Raw genomic sequence first — 18,045 nt, 5'->3', positions numbered from 1 at the left:
TCAGGATGTATTATGAGTAACTACTTTCTTATTGGTGGAAATGGGCAGCAACATGCGCAGTTGAATTTGCGTATGGCGAATCGCCATGGGTTGATTGCGGGGGCAACCGGTACCGGTAAAACAGTTAGTTTACAAGTGCTCGCGGAGGGTTTTGCCAAAGCGGGTGTGCCGGTATTTATGGCGGATATCAAAGGCGATTTATCCGGCCTTGCCAAAGCGGGCAAGCCGCACGCTAAAGTCGATGAGCGCGTGCAGTTAATGAATATTACGGATTATCAGCAGCGGTTATTTCCGTGTGTTTTTTGGGATCTGTACGCAAAAAAAGGCCATCCTGTACGCGCAACGATTTCAGATTTTGGGCCTTTATTACTCGCTAATTTTTTTGACCTCAACGAAACCCAAACCGGTGTGCTGTACGCTGCGTTTAAAATTGCCGACGACCAAGGCATGTTGATGTTGGATCTGAAAGATTTGCAAGCCATGCTCAACTGGATGAAAGATGAGCGCAAAAATCTGGAAGATGAATACGGTGGAATCAGTGAAGCCAGTATTGCTGCAATCCAGCGCCGGTTAATGATGTTGGAACAAGAAGGCGCTGATCAATTTTTTGGTGAGCCTGCACTGGATTTAAATCACTTGATGCAAGTGACGTTGGAGGGAACCGGTGTTGTTAATATTTTGGATGCAACCACACTCGTCAACCAACCTAAACTTTACGCCATTTTTTTGCTCTGGCTGATTTCTGAATTATTTGAAAATTTGCCTGAGCAGGGCGATGCCGATAAACCCAAACTGGTATTCTTTTTTGATGAGGCGCATCTGCTTTTTAACGGAGCGCCGAAATTGTTAGTCGATAAAATTGAGCAAGTGGTGCGATTAATCCGCTCCAAAGGTGTAGGCATTTATTTTATTTCGCAAAGCCCCGCCGATATTCCGGATTCAGTGCTTGGCCAATTGGGCAATCGTATCCAACACGCATTGCGTGCGTACACACCCAAAGACCAACAAGCGGTAAAAATTGCAGCACAAACCTTCCGGCCTAATCCGGCATTTTCCACTGAGGCAGTTATCACCGAGTTGGGGATAGGTGAAGCTTTGGTATCAGTACTTGATGAAAAAGGATCGCCCACGCCGGTTGAACGCGTGATGGTTGCGCCACCCGCTTCACGTATTGGCCCGTTGACAGATGACGAGCGAAACGAGGTGATGGCCCGCTCACCTTACAAAGCGATCTACAATCAGGTGATTGATCGTGAATCAGCCTATGAGGTGTTAAAAAGTCGCGTTGCCCAGCAAGCCCAATCGAAGCAGCAACAAAAAATTCAGGAGCAATTGCGCGCAGAGCAGGAGCACATATTCAAACAGCAACAAAAAGAATATGCGCAGCAGCAAAAAGAACAACAGAGGGTACAGCAACAAGCAGAGCGCACCAGTGCCAAGCGTGATTCAGCGGTAGATGCGTTTGCCAAAAGTGCGGCACGTGCTATTGGCAGTAACCTGGGGCGGCAAATTGTGCGCGGTATTCTGGGTTCATTGTTGGGCGGGCGGCGTTAATCAAGATGACATGTTAGGCGCGGTAATATGCGGATGAAGATTCATCGTCTATAGTCTTTACTGATTGCAGTTACACATAAAGTTGTCAGGCAAGGATTTGCATTCATCAGCGGAATTTAATGGTTAGCTCCAATAGGACATGGAGCTAATCATTAAAAATGTTGGAGGATGCAGCATGAAAAAAATAATTCCTTGGTTATTATTATTCGCAATGCCGCTACAGGCGGATGACACTGTGTATCTTGACCAAGGGTGGGACCATAAAACCCGCCAGCAACTTTCATTCACGTCTTTTGGTTCCAGGATAATTCCGTACGATTGGTTTATGACTCTGGAGCAACCCGGGAGCACCAGGTTATTGCGCGATAATAACAATATGCGCGCATTGGGTTTTATTACTACTGTTGCAGATGACTACAACCCCGATGGATTGCCGGTGGGTGTGGTGCGTGATCGCGACCGCAAAAATGGCGATTATGTTGGCTTGACCTGCGCAGCTTGCCATACCGGGCAAGTGAGTATTAATGGCAAGCGCATTCGCATTGATGGTGGACAGGCATTAATTGATTACACCGGATTTGAACAACAAATTCTGGCTTCGCTTAAAAGCACTGTAAATGACAATGAAAAATTTTCACGTTTTTCAGTCGCCATTAATGAGCGACACAATGCCGATAAAAACATTGATAGCCTTACTCTTACAGCACAAATAAAAAAACGTATTGCCGAACTTGAAGAACGTTTTGCGGTTAACGCAACAGATGTTCCTTACGGCCATGGTCGCCTCGACGCATTCGGGCAAATTTTTAATGCGATTGCGGTAGAAGCATTGGCGATGCCAGAAAACACTCGTATGCCTAATGCACCGACAAGCTATCCGGTGTTATGGGATGCATCCCATCTGAATATTGTGCAATGGAATGCCTCGGCTCCGAACAAAGAGCCTGGGCCACTTTTTCAAAATGCGATTACTGCATTAGCGGTTTACGGTACTGTCAGTATCCATAAGGATAAAACGACGTATCCATCGTCGATCCGCATCAGCAACCTCGGTGACATACAGCGCGATTTTTATCAATTGGTTGCACCCAAGTGGCCAACAGAATTGGCCGGTGGATTTGATCAGACAAAAATCGCTGCAGGAAAAAAACTCTACGATCAGCATTGTCTTGAGTGCCATACCTATGTTGATCCCACCCATAAAAAACGTAAATTGCGCGCAGTGCTCACGCCTTACAAAGAAGTAGGGACTGATCCACTAATGGTAGAAAATTTTACCCAGCACAAAGTCAAAAGCGGCATTCTGGAAGGTGAAAAAGCGATGGTATTGTTTGGCGATAAACTGCCTGCCGAAACATCGCCATTGGATTTAGTGACGCATGCAGCGACTGGTGCCTTGTTGAATCAGCCTTGGCAGACAACAAAAGCGTTATTCAAAGAATATCGCTCCAATGATGATCCACCACAACAAACCGTTTATAACAGTTATAAAGCGCGGCCTATTAACGGTGTTTGGGCATCTGCGCCTTATTTACACAACGGTTCTGTGCCCACGATTTATGATTTGCTGCTGCCTGCTGCGCAGCGGCCAGTGTCTTTTTATGTGGGAAATACAGAGCTGGATTTAATTAAGGTCGGGCATCAATCCCATGAAGCACCTAACACCAGCTTTTTCAACACCCAATTGCCGGGTAATTCTAATGCGGGGCATGAATATGGTACACAGCTGTCTGAAGATGAACGCTGGGCGTTGGTAGAATATGTAAAAAGTTTGTAACCCTTGTGAGAAAAAAGCCGGTCAGTTGACCGGCTTTTTTATTTTCACTTTTTATTCGTTATTAGCGATAGTGGTTGTTGTTTGGGTGAACGTTTTTCCTATCTGCTGCATGTCATAACCCGTAGGTGATTGGTAAACCCGCAAATCAAATTCCGGTAACACTGCAAAAATATGGTCGAAAATATCAGATTGTATATTTTCGTATGCAAGCCATTGTGTGTTATTGGAAAACGCATAAATTTCCAATGGTATACCTTCGGCTCCAGGGCTGAGTTGACGCACCATGTGGGTCATATCCAGATTAATATGTGCATTTGTTTTTAAATACGCAGTCAGGTATGCGCGGAAGGTGCCCAAATTGGTGAGGCGACGGCCATTGGCGGGGTTGCTGGTATCGATGTTATTGGCGCTGTTGTATTCGGTAATTTCAGTTAATTTATTTTCAATGTACTCGCTGAGCAAATGTGCTTTGCGTAATTTTTTTATATCGTCTTCAGTCAGAAATTTAACGCTGGTTGCATCAATATGGATTGCGCGCTTAATGCGTCGCCCACCGGATTCTGACATGCCGCGCCAATTTTTAAATGAATCGGAGATCAGCGCATAGGTGGGCACTGTGGTGATGGTTTTGTCCCAGTTGCGGATTTTTACCGTCGTTAGATTAATATCGGTCACTTCACCATCCGCGCCGTATTTGGGCATTTCCAACCAATCGCCCAGGCTGAGCATTCTGTTGGCCGATAATTGGATGCCTGCAACCAACCCTAGAATAGGGTCTTTAAATACCAATAACAAAATTGCGGTCATGGCTCCCAAACCGCTGAATAAAATCAGCGGCGATTTACCAATCAATAACGCAATAGAAAAAATCAGTGCAATGATGGCACCGATTAATTTTACTCCCTGAAATAAACCGCGCAGTGGCAAACGGCGCGCTGACTCACTGGCTGCGCTCACATCCTCCAGCGTATCTAACAGTGAAAAAAATGAGAGCAGGCCAAACAGCAATATCCATAAATGGGTAATAACTTCAATTGCCGGTAATTCACCCGCATCGGTATCCAACCACAAACGCGCCTGTGTGTAGATGATAATGCCTTGCAGTGTTAATGCGAGACGCGTAAATAATTTGCGTTGATACAATGCGCGCAACCAGAGTTGCTGCGAATCTATTGTGCTGGCGTGCACTATATTCAACACCACACGGTGCAAAACCCAATGGATCACCAGCGATGTCAGTATGATCACCACAATAATACTGGCGACATAAGCTTGCTCACTATTTCCCAACCCGAAATGAGTTAGCAAATCCCGCAAATGAATTTCTATCGCCACGGTTACCTCTCTTGTCAAATGGTCGTTATGCGTATTGTGCTGTGCGGTTGAAATTAACGTTGGCTGGATGTTATCAGGGGTAAATATCCCCAAAAAGTTCAATCTGCGTTAAGTACAAACGCAAATCAAATTCGTATTGATGATAATTGGGCTCCATATGCCGGCAAAGTTGATAAAACGCTTTGTTGTGTTCCTTCTCTTTGAAGTGTGCCATTTTACTTGCAAGTCAAGAAAAAATGGACATCGTAACTGATTGAAATTAAAGGAAAAAATATTTTATATCTTGTCCATCTATTTTTTATAAACATGGACAATTTAGTGGATCTGGTGAAAGAGCCACAGGACCTGCGGTCTCTGATACTTAACAAAAAGGCACCTTATGGACACCTAGTGTGCTCATGACTGGATAATACTTTTCAGAGAGCTTTCATCGCTCATAGCCTTCACTTCCCGTTTACCCCTTAAAAATCCTTTGGCTGAACCAGAAGTTTTTTTCACAACAGAAAGAATGCCTTGCCGATCAACAAAAACCGACACCTCATCTCCCGGCTCAATACCGGCCAAGATACATAAATCAATAGGCAATGTGATTTGCCTTTTAGAACTTACTTTTGACATGAGTGCCCTTTTACTTATTGGTTCTGCCATTGTGGCGCGATAATTCAATTGTATGTTTCGCCGCTATTCGTGAGGCAGCAATGCTAGCCCTCTCTCGTTTTGATCGTAACCAAAATTTCCATGATGGATTTCATGTTTTTGGCAGTAGTAGAGTCTGATATATTCAGCTATTAGCCTGTTTGGTCTCCCTCAGTGGTCAGTATCTATGGTATTTGGCAGGGGTGCCCGTTTTTTAACCAATGGAGGATGGATTTGTCTGCACACTTGTTAACCCCTCATCAAAGCCAATATATCGCTTGGCAGCTTACCCGCCGCGCAGCCAGTGATTCAGTTGAGTCTCTGGCATCTACTCTGGTGGATTCCCAGGTTGATTTGAACCCTCACCAGGTAGAGGCGGCCTTGTTTGCTTGCCGTAACCCCCTGTCGAAAGGGGTGATACTGGCTGATGAGGTAGGCTTGGGTAAGACCATTGAGGCTGGGCTAGTCATCTCCCAGCACTGGGCTGAGCGCAAGCGCAAGATATTGATCATTGCGCCCGCCAACCTGCGCAAGCAATGGCACCAAGAGCTGCAAGATAAATTTAATCTCCAAGGTCTCATAATCGAGGCCAAGAATTACAACGCCCTCAAAAAGGACGGTAAAGCGCAGCCTTTCGTTTATCCGGACGGCCCAGTGATCTGCTCTTATCAGTTTGCCAAGGCTAAGGCCGATGATTTGCGCCGCATTCATTGGGATCTGGTGGTGATGGATGAAGCTCACCGCCTCCGAAATGTTTACAAGAAGGGAAATGTGATCGCTACAACCATTCGGGATTCACTTGAGCATGTTGATGCCAAGGTGCTTCTCACTGCGACCCCGCTACAAAACTCGCTCTTGGAGCTTTACGGCTTGGTCAGCATGATTGATGAGCGTGTGTTTGGTGATCTGGAAAGCTTCCGTAGCCAGTTCTCAGGCGTTCGTACCGAACAATCCAACAACAGCTTGCGTGAACGTCTGGCTCCACTGTGTAAGCGAACGTTACGCCGCCAAGTGCAACAATACGTGCCTTATACCGCGCGTATCGCCATTGTTGAAGAATTTACCCCCAGTAGTGAGGAGCAAATGCTCTCATCATTGGTGGGTAGTTATTTGCGCAGGCCGAACTTAAAGGCGTTGCCGGAAGGCCAGCGTCAACTGATTTCATTAGTGCTCTGGAAGCTCTTGGCCTCTTCTTCCCACGCTATTGCAGGGGCATTAGGAACTATGGCTGATCGCTTGCAACGCAAGCTGGATGAACTGCCTGAAGCCGAAGAGCTTGCCGAAATCTTGGATGAAGATTTCGAAGCACTGGATGAATTGGTTGATGAATTCGATGAGTCCGCTGGGGAAACTAACAGCACAACTACCGCTAACGAACGTGCAGCTATAGCTGAAGAGGTAGTGGAATTAAATCGCTTCAAAGAACTTGCGACAAGCATTCGCCAAAACTCGAAAGGTCAGGCGCTACTCACAGCATTAACTAAAGCCTTCACAGAGCTTGATCGTTTAGGTGCAGCGAAAAAAGCCATTATTTTCACAGAATCAAGACGTACTCAGGAATATTTGCTTTCTCTGTTATCCAACACTGCATATCGAGATGGGATCGTTTTATTTAATGGCACCAATACCGATTCAAGAGCGCAGGCAATTTATAAAGATTGGCTCGAACGCCATAAAGACAGTGACCGCATTACCGGTTCAAAAACCGCAGACACCCGCGCCGCGCTAGTGGAGTATTTCAAAGAGCGCGGCACCATCATGATTGCCACCGAAGCCGGAGCAGAGGGTATTAACTTGCAGTTCTGCTCATTGGTGATTAATTACGACTTACCTTGGAACCCCCAGCGGATTGAGCAGCGTATTGGTCGCTGCCACCGTTATGGGCAAAAGCATGATGTAGTTGTGGTTAACTTTGTCGATAGAAGTAACGAAGCCGATGCGCGTGTTTATCAACTTCTGGCGCAAAAGTTCAAGCTATTTGAAGGTGTGTTTGGCGCAAGCGATGAGGTACTGGGGGCTATTGGTTCTGGTGTGGATTTCGAGCGCCGTATCGCTGCTATTTACCAGAATTGCCGCAACCCGGAAGAAATCAAAACAAGCTTTGAAGCACTCCAGCAAGAGTTGGCGAATGAAATTGATGAGGCGATGGTTAAAACTCGGAAAATTTTATTAGAAAACTTTGACGAGGAAGTGCAAGAAAAGCTGCGTATGCGTAATCAGGATAGCAAGGAGGTGCTTGATAAACACGAGCGCCTACTCATGGAATTGAGCCGAACAGAATTACAACCTTACGCAGAGTTTGATGAGCAGGATGATGGTAATGGTTTTGTATTGCATAGCCTTCCGTCTGAACTTGACGCTTTCAATATTGGCGCACCTGCTATCAAGCTTGGTCGATATGAATTGCCCCGGCGCACTGGTGATGCGCACTTGTATCGTATTAGTGATTCATTAGCAGAATGGGTAATTAACCAAGCCAAAAATAGAAATTTACAAAACCCGGTGCGTCTTTTGTTTGATTACGATGCCTACGGTAACAAGGTCAGTACCTTGGAAAAGTGGCGTGGGCAGGGCGGGCTACTTAAAGCAACGCTCATAACAGTGGAAGCGCTTGGAAATCAGGAGCAGCATTTACTGGTATCGGCTTGCAGTCATTCCGGCGAGGCACTGCAAGAGAATGACCCGGAGAAGTTACTGCGCTTCCCTGCAAGCCTTGTTGAATCTAATAATACAGAGAGTGCAGTTGTTGAGTCCTCAGCGCTTAGTGAAGATGTAGAGAGTAGAAAGAATAATTTATTAAGTGAGATTAACCAGCGCAATCTAGGCTACTTTGAACAGGAAGTGCAAAAGCTGGATGCATGGGCAGATGACTTAAAGTTAGGTTTAGAACAAGACATCAAAGCGATTGATGTTCAGATAAAGGATGTCCGCCGTATTGCATCGGCGGCACCTACGTTGGAGGAGAAACTGGCCTGTCAGAAACAGCAGCGAGAATTGGAAGGAAGGCGCAGTAAATTACGTAAAGATCTTTTTTTACGCCAAGACGAAATTGAGGAAGAGCGTAACGGTTTAATTAGTCAGCTAGAGGATCAACTTCAACAGAAGGTTGAAGGGCGAGGATTATTCACGGTTGAATGGGAGTTAAAATAATGAAAAAAAGAGAGCTTGCACGGGGAGCCCTTTGGAATCAGTGGGACTTGCATGTACACACTCCAGCATCTTTTCATTGGCAAGGTAAAAAATTTGAGCCTGACCCTCTCTCTGATGTAAATCGAAAGCTCGTTGATGAAATGATCGCAGCAATGAATAATGCTGCGCCAGAAGTTTTTGCTCTTATGGATTATTGGACTTTTGATGGTTGGTTTGCTTTGCAACGACGGCTAAAGGAGCAAGGAGCGCCCGTTTTAAAGAAAACAGTTTTTCCCGGAATTGAACTTCGATTAGCTGCTCCAATGAAAGGACGGTTAAATGCTCATGTTCTTTTTTCAAACGAAATTGAAGATCAGATGTTGCTGGATTTCAAATCAGCGTTGTGCATTGAAATAATCAACAGACCTTTGTCTAATTCAGCGCTCATTGCATTAGCGAGGGGGGCGGGAGAGGATAAGTTAAAAACTCACGGTTTTACCAAGACTGAGGTTGATGGCGCAGATGAAACTGCATTGCTTGCGGGCTCTGTTATCGCCGAAATTAATCCTGACTCTTATCGAGAAGCAATCAGAAAAGTTCCAGATGGATGCGCTATAGGTTTTATGCCCTTTGATACAAACGATGGTTTAGCTGATGTGAAATGGCATGAGCACTATGCCTACGCTATGAATTTGTTTCAGAGTTCGCCAATTTTTGAGACACGGAACGCTGATTTATGGGCGGCATTTGTTGGTGAGTGCACGACAGGTAATGAAAAATATTTCAAGAATTTCCAAGCCGCTTTGAAAAATATTCCTCGGTTGGCCGTTTCTGGTAGTGATGCTCATTGCTTTGTCGGTACACCGGGGGATAACGATAATCGTGGATATGGGGATTTTCCATCTAATAAAAAAACTTGGATCAAAGCTGACCCTTCATTTCGAGGTTTAAAACAAGTTATTCTTGAGCCAGCTAAACGTTCCTTCATTGGCGATAAGCCACCTAAGCTTCAAGAGATTGAGTCAAACAAAACGTACTATATTGAATCTATCGAGGTAAATAAAACAGGAGTTAAGACTGATGTTGGGCAGTGGTTGGATGGTTGCGACATTCCGCTAAATCCAGACCTTGTTGCTATCATCGGTAATAAAGGAAGTGGGAAGAGTGCTCTAGCAGATGTAATTGCTACGCTTGGAAACTCCAAGCAATCAAAGCATTTTGGTTTCCTCAAGCGTGATCGATTTCTGGGAAAAACCGGGGAGCCTGCACGAAATTTTACTGGAACACTAACGTGGCGGGATGAGAGTGTTGAGACGCGACCACTTAACGAGCTTCCATCTGAAGAAAAAGCTGAACTTGTTCGTTATATCCCGCAGCACTATTTTGAAGATTTGTGCAATGAACATGCATCCGGAAAATCAGATGCCTTCGAGAAGGAACTTCGATCTGTAATATTTTCTCATACTAGCGATGAAATGAGGCTGGGTGCTCTCGATTTTGATCAACTTACTGATCAGCAGGAACAAGCATTAAGAAACCGGCTTAGCGAATATCGTAAAGAGCTGTCTACAACAAATGCATCAATCGTGCGTATAGAAGAGCAGCTTCAGCCAATCGAGCAGGAAAAGCTTACTGAGCTTTTATTATTGAAACAGAAACAAATTGACGAGCATGAAAAGCTAAAGCCATTAGAAGTAACCCAGCCTGCTCAAACAATGAATTCAGAGCAACAGCAAGCGGCAGCCAATTTGGCTGATGTGAATCAGCAGGTTGAGATAGCCAAGAAACAACTACAGGACATGACGGCAGAAGGTACGGTTTTTGCAAAGCAACAAAAAGCTATTGCAAATAGTAGGGAGAGATTGCGTTTACTTCAACGTGCATTTGAGCAAGCAAAACAGGACGCGGCTGAAGATCTGACTTTGCTGGATCTTGCATGGGAAAATGTAATCGCTATTGAGATAAACACCGCTGTGCTGGATGAGAAATCCGATCAAATCTCATTGAAGCAGAAAAATCTTAAAGAAAGCCAAGAAAAGCTTGTCATCGAAATTGAAGCTCTTATTGTGAAAAAAAATGAGCTTACAGCGAAGCTGGATGCACCACAGCAGCAGTTTGAATCCTATCAGCGCCAGCTCGTGGAGTGGAATAAAAAACTCTCTGAATTGATTGGTACTCCGACAGAGCCTGAAACTAAAAGCGGAATTGAAGCGCGAATTACACAGATTAAAGAGCTGCCAGCTCAGCTCGAAGAGCTGGGCAATACTCGGCTGAAGCTATCGAGAGAGATATTCGAAACTCTTGATTCTCAACGCAAGGCTCGTGCAGAACTCTTCAAACCAGTTCAGGACTTAATTCAAAAGAACACTCTAATCAGAGAGGACTACAGATTACAATTTCAGGCTACCTTGGCAGCTTCGGCTGATACTATCGCCGATCAACTATTTAACTTGATAAAACAAACTTGGGGTGAGTTTCGTGGGCAAGACGGAGCGCTATCAACAATTAGACGGTTATTCGACAGTCATGACCTGAACTCCCAAGAAGGTGCGCAGGCATTTGTTATCGCATTGCAGGAAAAAATCATACAAGCCGCAAAAGATTCTGGATCCTCTATTGGCATTTTTAATTTATTAAAAAAAGGTATCCATGCAACAGCGGTTTATGATCTCGTATTTGGTTTTAATTTCCTTGAGCCAAGATATTCACTTTTATTCCAGGATACTCAAATTGAACAGTTGTCCCCAGGGCAGCGCGGTTCATTATTGCTTATTTTTTATTTGCTGATAGATCAAGGGAAGATGCCAATTATTCTGGATCAGCCCGAGGAAAATCTAGATAACGAAACTGTTTTTCGTCTCTTAGTGCCAGTTCTAACGGAGGCAAAAAAGAAGCGACAAATTATCATGGTTACACACAACCCTAACCTTGCTGTTGTATGTGATGCGGAGCAAATTATTTATGCAAAATTTGATCGTGCAGCTAACTCAAAAATTAGTTATGAGTCAGGCGCTATTGAAAATACTACATTAAATGGTGTTGTTGTAACTGTCTTAGAGGGGACAAAGCCCGCGTTCGACAATCGCTCAGGAAAATACCACTGATTATGAATGGATAAAATACAGTGGGGCGCTATTGAAAATAAATTGGCTGAAGTTGATATTCTTGGAAAATAAATTAAATAGCATTTGAAATTGGGAAGAAAAATGGCGGAGCGATCACATCTTGTGCGTATGCATGTAAAAAATATCGGCTGTATAGGAAATGATGGATTAACAATTGAGCTTGACGATATTGTCTGCCTTGTCGGTGCTAATAATGCCGGCAAGACCACTGTTCTTCGTGCCTACGAATCAGCAGTCAAGCAGGTCGAGTTGAAGCCTGAAGATTTCAATCGCAATTCAAATGGCAATCCGGCTTCCGTAGAGCTTTGGGTTCATATTCCTAAGGCAGCAGCAAATGTTGATGAGAAGTGGAAAGAGGATGTTGACGGTCTTCTACTTGTTAGATCTAAATGGGAATGGTCTGTTAGTGGTGGGAAACCGACTCGAACAACGTGGAATCCAGATTCCAATGAGTATGCAGAAGATGGTAAGGCTTCTGGTCTTGACACTGTTTTCAATAGTCGATTACCTCAGCCATTTCGCATTGGTTCGCTAGATAATCCGCAGGAAGAGCACAAAAAATTATTGACTCTTGTATTGGAACCTGTAACACGAAAATACAAGGCCTTGATGGAAGATAAAGCATCTGCCTTGAGTATAAAAATTTCTGAGCTTCAGGCTGAAGCCGAAAAACCAGTGGCCGATTTTAAAGAGCAGCTCGAAAAAATCCAGTCACAAGTAAATTCGTCTTATCAGCAGGTTTTTAATTCAGCAGAAATTCGCCTCACAGTCTCCCTAGGCGACATAGGATTTGATCCGCAAAAAAGCCTTAGCAATGCTTCAAGAGTTGACATTGCCGAGAAAGATGGTCAAGCCCGTTGGGATCAACAAGGAACAGGATCTCAACGCGCTCTTTTTTGGTCAATGCTTCAGGTGAGGTCGGAGTTGAATCGCCTTTCAGATATTCAGAAAGGAATTGAGAGAGATAGAACAGATTTAGCGAAGCTCAAAGCAAAGACCAAGCAGACTAAAGCTGACGAAACAAAGATTCAAAATCTCGAAGACAAACTTAAAAAAATAGATGAGGTTGGTATAAGCGAAGGCAAAGCAGAGGATAGTTTTCTTCCGGGCTATATGTTGCTGATTGACGAACCAGAAACCGCACTACACCCTTCTGCTGTGCGTGCGGCGAAGGAGCATCTCTATGCTTTGGCAGCTGAATCAGGTTGGCAAGTCATGCTAAGTACTCATCATCCAGCGTTTATTGATCCACTTAAAGATCACACATCTATAGTTCGCCTCCATCGAATTGAAGCCCACTTACCGCCAAATATATACCGTTCTGAGAAAATAAAATTTGATGGTGATGAGATTGAAAATCTTAAAGCGTTGATGCTTTTTGACTCAAATGTATCCGAAGTTTTTTTCGGAGGCCAAGTTATTATCGTCGAGGGCGATACGGAGTTTGCTGCATTTCATGAGGCAATGCGACTGAATGAAGCGGATTATCCAATTGACCAACGACCATTGATTATAAGGGCAAGAGGCAAGGCTACTATAGCCATTCTTGTGAAAATGCTAGCGCACTTCAAGATTGAATTCTCTGTTCTACATGACATAGATTCACCAAAGACGAAAGATGGCGATAAGACGAGTCCAGCATATTCGATTAATAAAAAAATCACTGATGCAATATCGGCTGCGCGTTCCGATGGTATCGCAGTCATTTATCGGTGCTCATGCCCCAACTTTGAGCTGCATCATGGAATGGACCTTCCTAAGAAGGACAAACCCTTTGAAAGCTGGAAGGCAGTTCGGGATATTGATGTTATCCGCAATAGCGTACTCAAGGTACTTCAAGCCCTGACAATAAAATCTGATGATGTGGGAATAGCGCCAGAAGATGGTACAAACTACGAAACACAGCTAAAAACTTGGATTGCAAATAAGTCAATCACTCATAAGTCTTATCAGTTCGACAATCCCATTGCTAGCGACGGAAAATAAATGAGCAACAAACAAAAACTAGAACTCACTTGGATTGGCAAAGAAAAGCGGCCAAAGCTTGAACCGCGCATATTGCTAGAAGATCCAGAAAAATCCTATCACGCAAAGCAGCGTTATTCAGAAAGTGATATTTTTGATAATCGCTTAATTTTTGGCGATAACTTGCTTGCGCTTAAAGCGTTGGAGCAAGAGTTTACTGGAATGGTCAAGTGTATATACATTGATCCGCCTTATAATACCGGTTCTGCATTTGAATATTACGATGATGGAGTTGAGCACTCCATTTGGCTCGGATTGATGCGTGATAGATTAGAGCTGCTTTACAGGCTATTAACTCTAAATGGTTCGATTTGGATAAGCATAGATGACAATGAATATCCCTACCTACGTGTTCTTTGTGATGAAATATTTGGCAGGGCTAATTTTGTATGCACTGTAATTTGGGAAAAAAGGAAAAGCAGAGAAAATAGGCGCGCATTTTCATTTAAGCATGATTACATAGTAGTTTATGCCAGAGATAAGTTTTCTTTTGAAAAAGATCGGAATCCCGTTCCGATGAGTCAAGAGGTTTTATCCCGGTATAAAAATCCAGACAATGACCCCCGTGGTGCTTGGCAGTCCGTAGCAATTACTGCGCAATCGGGACACGCAACTGCGTCGCAGTTTTATCAAATTGTGACTCCAAATGGTCGAACGATTGATCCTCCTGCTGGAAATTGTTGGCGATTTACGGAGCAGCGGTTCAAAGAGCTGGTTTCGGATGATAGGATTTATTTCGGCCCCTCTGGCGGAAATGTACCTAGACAAAAAAAGTTCCTGAAGGAAAGTGAGGATGCTGGATTAACTCCCGAAACGATTTGGTATGCCGATGATGTTGGAACTAACGATTCATCCAAGCGCCATTCAAATGTAATGTTTGATGGAAACGGCTTCGACAATCCGAAGCCAGAAGAGTTATTAGCTCGAATACTTCATATAGCTTCAAATGAAAATGATCTTGTTCTTGATTCTTTTTCTGGCTCAGGAACAACCGGCGCTGTTGCGCATAAAATGGGACGTCGCTGGATCATGGTAGAGCTTGGCGAGCATTGCAACACCCACATTGTCCCTCGTCTAAGGAAAGTAATAGATGGTGAAGATAAAGGAGGCGTTACTGAAACCGCAAATTGGAAGGGAGGTGGCGGTTTCCGGTATTACAAACTTGCCCCAAGCTTAATAGTGGAAGATCGTTGGGGAAATTCCGTGATCAACCCCGAATATAACTCCACACAATTGGCGGAAGCACTGTGCAAACTAGAAGGATTTGCTTACGCGCCCTCCGAAACACTTTGGTGGCAGCATGGTAATTCCAGCGAACGTGATTTTATTTATGTCACTACACAAAACCTCTCTGCTCAGCAATTACAAGCATTAGCAGATGAAGTGGGTAGCGATCAAAGCTTGTTGGTCTGTTGCGCTGCTTTTCATGGTGTAACTGCTGCCGCAGCATCTACCCGCTGGCCTAATCTCACACTGAAGAAAATCCCCAAAATGGTTCTCTCTCGTTGCGAATGGGGGCATGACGACTACAGCTTGAACGTCGCTAACTTGCCTATTGCAGAAATGGATGAACCCGCTGCTAAGGCAGCACCTGCGAAAGCAACAAAAAAGAAAAAGGCTGCGCCAGCTCAAGGCGGCTTGTTTGGGGATGAACAATAATGTCGAATTTTGAACGTGCTCGCGCTTTTCATCATGTGTGTGGTCGCCTGTCATTGCGCCCACCACAAGCGGAATCATTGTCAAAGTTGGTGACCGCTTTGGAAGCTGCGCCAGAAATGCTCAATCATGATCGTGGGAACGATGCTGAAAGTTTGGCGTCCATCCTTGCAACATTGAAGGCGCAATTTAATACCTTGGAGGATTTTGAGCGGGAATTTCCTTCATTGTGTTTTTCTTTGGCTACAGGTGTTGGTAAGACACGTCTAATGGGCGCATTTATCGCATACCTTCATATCGCGCATGGCATTAACAACTTCTTTGTGCTTGCACCTAACCTGACAATCTATAACAAACTGATTGCTGACTTTACCCGCAATACCCCTAAGTATGTTTTTAAAGGTATTGCAGAGTTTGCGCAGCAGCCACCATTAATTATTACCGGTGATAACTACGATCAAACTGGTGCGGTGATTGATACACAGCCAGAGGGCTTTGATCATGATGTGCGCATTAACATTTTCAACATCTCTAAAATAAATTCTGAAGTACGTGGCGGTAAAGAACCGCGTATTAAGCGAATGAAAGAGGTTTTAGGTGATAGCTATTTCAATCACTTGGCTAACTTGCCTGACTTAGTATTATTGATGGATGAATCGCACCGCTACAGAGCCAGCGCGGGTGTTCGCTCCATTAACGAATTAAATCCATTGTTTGGTTTAGAAGTAACCGCGACTCCCTTTGTAGAGTCAAACCGTGGCCCTGTCCAGTTTAAAAACGTTGTCATGGATTATCCACTAGCGCGCGCAATGGATGATGGCTTTGTTAAAGAGCCAGCAGTTGTTACGCAGCGAAATTTCTCTGCCGCTTCGCATACACCGGAAGAAATTGAAAAAATTAAGTTGGAAGATGGTGTTCGCCTGCACGAGACCACAAAAGTAGAATTGCTCACCTATGCCCGCGAAAACAATGTAAAAGTAGTGAAGCCTTTTATATTAGTAATCGCTCGGGATACTACTCATGCCGCCCAATTAAAAGACCTGATTGAATCGCAAGGGTTTTACGAAGGGCGCTATCAGGGCAAAGTGATCCAGGTTGACTCTAGCCGTTCCGGTGCAGAAGAAGAGGAAATGATTACTCGCTTGTTGGCGGTGGAAAGTGTTGATGAACCGACAGAGATAGTGATTCACGTTAACATGTTGAAAGAAGGTTGGGACGTTACCAACCTTTACACTATTGTTCCGTTACGTGCCGCTAATGCAAGAACCTTGATTGAACAATCTATTGGTCGCGGCCTGCGCTTGCCTTACGGAAAGCGCACGGGCGTTGCAGCGGTGGATAGATTAAATATAGTTGCTCATGACAAGTTCCAAGAAATTATTGATGAATCAAATCGCGCTGATTCGATTTTGAAAAAAGAAAACATTATCGATATCGACGATCTATTGTCTAAAGGGCAGCAAGTCAGCGTACATATTGAGTCGGGCACAAAAGCAAGACTTGGGGTATCCGATAATGCTAACACTGGCTTTAATTCAACTGGCTCTGGCGCATCGGAAACTTCTACTTTTGAGAAGCCCGTATTTACGTCTGAAGCCGAAAAGCAAGCGGCGCGAGTGGTTATGGAGGTTATCGGTAAGTATGAGGTTAAGCGTGATCTAGTGCCTACCAGCAATGCTTTGCTAAATCCGGAAGTGCAAAAAGAAATTTTGGCAGAAGTAGCTGAGCGCTTAAAGCCAGTTCAAGCCAACCTTTTGGATGGCGCAGATCAGTCAGCTCCTGCGCTTGACCTTCAATCTGTTGTGGCTAAAACCGCAGAAATAGTCGTTCAGCAAACTATTGATATTCCGCGTATTGCCGTGGTTCCCACTGGTGAGGTAACAACGGGTTTTCATCCATTTAAGCTAGATGTTGCTGGGCTTCATTTGCAGCCAGGCAACCATGAAATTCTTATTCATAACCTGCATACCAATGAGCAGGATACTCTAGCGGCCGAGGTCAATGAAAAAGAGCAGCGCTTAGAAAATTACATTGTTCATGCGTTGGTAGACTACGATGATATTGACTACTTTACCCATGCAGATTTGCTTTATGACCTTGCTGGCCAAATGGTGCACCACCTATTGAGCTATCTCTCAGAAAGTGAAGCACACAGTGTGTTGGATAAAGAGCGCCGGCTAATTGCGCGTGAAATTCATGCACAAATGATGTCGCATTTCTGGGAAAAGGCTACAGGTTATGAGGTGCAAGTTAGCCGTGGGTTCACAGAGCTAAAACCTTGCAATTACACTGTGAGCGCAGGGCAAGCCACTGCACACTTCCGCGAGACAGTAACCGAACTCGGGCGCATCAAACAAATGCTGTTTGGCGGTTTCTCTCGCTGCCTCTATCCGTTCCAAAAATTTGACTCAGACACCGAAAGACGTTTCGCTGTTATTCTCGAACGCAACGCAAGCAAATGGTTTAAGCCAGCTAAAGGTCAATTCCAAATCTATTACAAATTGGGCACCGAGCAACCTGAGTACGTCCCGGATTTTGTCGCGGAAGCAGATGCATTTATTTTAATGGTTGAAACCAAAGCATTAGGTGATGTTGGCTCACCAGAAGTTCAAGCAAAAGCTGCGGCTGCTTCTCGCTGGTGCCAGCATGCTTCAGATTACGCAAAGAGTGTAGGTTCAAAGCCCTGGAAATATCTGTTAGTGCCTCATACTGATATTAATGAATCAAAAGCTCTGACGGATTTTTTGCGGTTTGAGGTGAAGGACAGGGTTTAGAAAATCTTAACTTTGGTATGATTTAACAGAACAG

9 protein-coding genes are annotated in these 18,045 nt (G+C 44.4%); 7 read left to right on the top strand and 2 right to left on the bottom strand.

The window, feature by feature from the left end; translation table 11 throughout:
- The first annotated feature begins 12 nt into the window (after window positions 1-12).
- Window positions 13-1,554, top strand: a complete 1,542-nt coding sequence (locus tag VC28_RS10130; RefSeq protein WP_049630526.1) for a helicase HerA-like domain-containing protein — start codon at window positions 13-15, stop codon at window positions 1,552-1,554.
- A 175-nt stretch (window positions 1,555-1,729) separates the two neighbouring features.
- Window positions 1,730-3,331 (top strand): di-heme-cytochrome C peroxidase, encoded by a 1,602-nt coding sequence (locus tag VC28_RS10125; protein ID WP_053094186.1) that lies wholly within the window; start codon window positions 1,730-1,732, stop codon window positions 3,329-3,331.
- Window positions 3,332-3,382: 51 nt separating this feature from the next.
- Here VC28_RS10125 and VC28_RS10120 read toward each other — a convergent pair whose 3' ends face one another.
- Together VC28_RS10120 and VC28_RS10115 are read right to left on the bottom strand one after the other, a co-directional pair.
- Window positions 3,383-4,666: a mechanosensitive ion channel family protein gene (locus VC28_RS10120; RefSeq protein ID WP_304413524.1), complete on the bottom strand. Its 1,284-nt coding sequence runs from the start codon at window positions 4,664-4,666 to the stop codon at window positions 3,383-3,385.
- Window positions 4,667-5,062: 396 nt separating this feature from the next.
- Window positions 5,063-5,284 carry an AbrB/MazE/SpoVT family DNA-binding domain-containing protein gene (locus VC28_RS10115; protein ID WP_049632324.1) on the bottom strand — a complete coding sequence of 74 codons (222 nt, stop codon included), beginning with the start codon at window positions 5,282-5,284 and terminating at the stop codon, window positions 5,063-5,065.
- 252 nt (window positions 5,285-5,536) lie between these two features.
- Between VC28_RS10115 and VC28_RS10110 the strand changes: the two genes are divergently transcribed.
- From VC28_RS10110 to VC28_RS10090, 5 genes are all read left to right on the top strand, one after another.
- Window positions 5,537-8,452, top strand: coding sequence for an SNF2-related protein (locus VC28_RS10110; protein ID WP_231591710.1), 2,916 nt, complete (start codon window positions 5,537-5,539; stop codon window positions 8,450-8,452).
- Window positions 8,452-11,535, top strand: a complete 3,084-nt coding sequence (locus tag VC28_RS10105) for a TrlF family AAA-like ATPase (protein WP_049632323.1) — start codon at window positions 8,452-8,454, stop codon at window positions 11,533-11,535. Before VC28_RS10110 ends, VC28_RS10105 begins: the two co-directional genes overlap by 1 nt.
- A gap of 129 nt (window positions 11,536-11,664) precedes the next feature.
- Window positions 11,665-13,542 carry an ATP-dependent nuclease gene (locus VC28_RS10100; protein WP_369799056.1) on the top strand — a complete coding sequence of 626 codons (1,878 nt, stop codon included), beginning with the start codon at window positions 11,665-11,667 and terminating at the stop codon, window positions 13,540-13,542.
- Window positions 13,543-15,240 (top strand): site-specific DNA-methyltransferase, encoded by a 1,698-nt coding sequence (locus tag VC28_RS10095; protein WP_049630523.1) that lies wholly within the window; start codon window positions 13,543-13,545, stop codon window positions 15,238-15,240.
- Window positions 15,240-18,011 (top strand): DEAD/DEAH box helicase, encoded by a 2,772-nt coding sequence (locus tag VC28_RS10090; protein ID WP_049630522.1) that lies wholly within the window; start codon window positions 15,240-15,242, stop codon window positions 18,009-18,011. The genes VC28_RS10095 and VC28_RS10090 overlap by 1 nt, the downstream gene beginning before the upstream one ends.
- The last annotated feature ends 34 nt before the right edge of the window (window positions 18,012-18,045 follow it).

The sequence above is a fragment of the Cellvibrio sp. pealriver genome (assembly GCF_001183545.1).
Taxonomy (GTDB): domain Bacteria; phylum Pseudomonadota; class Gammaproteobacteria; order Pseudomonadales; family Cellvibrionaceae; genus Cellvibrio.
The sequence above is the reverse complement of the archived record's forward strand: the minus strand, read 5'-3'. Positions and strand labels throughout refer to the sequence as shown.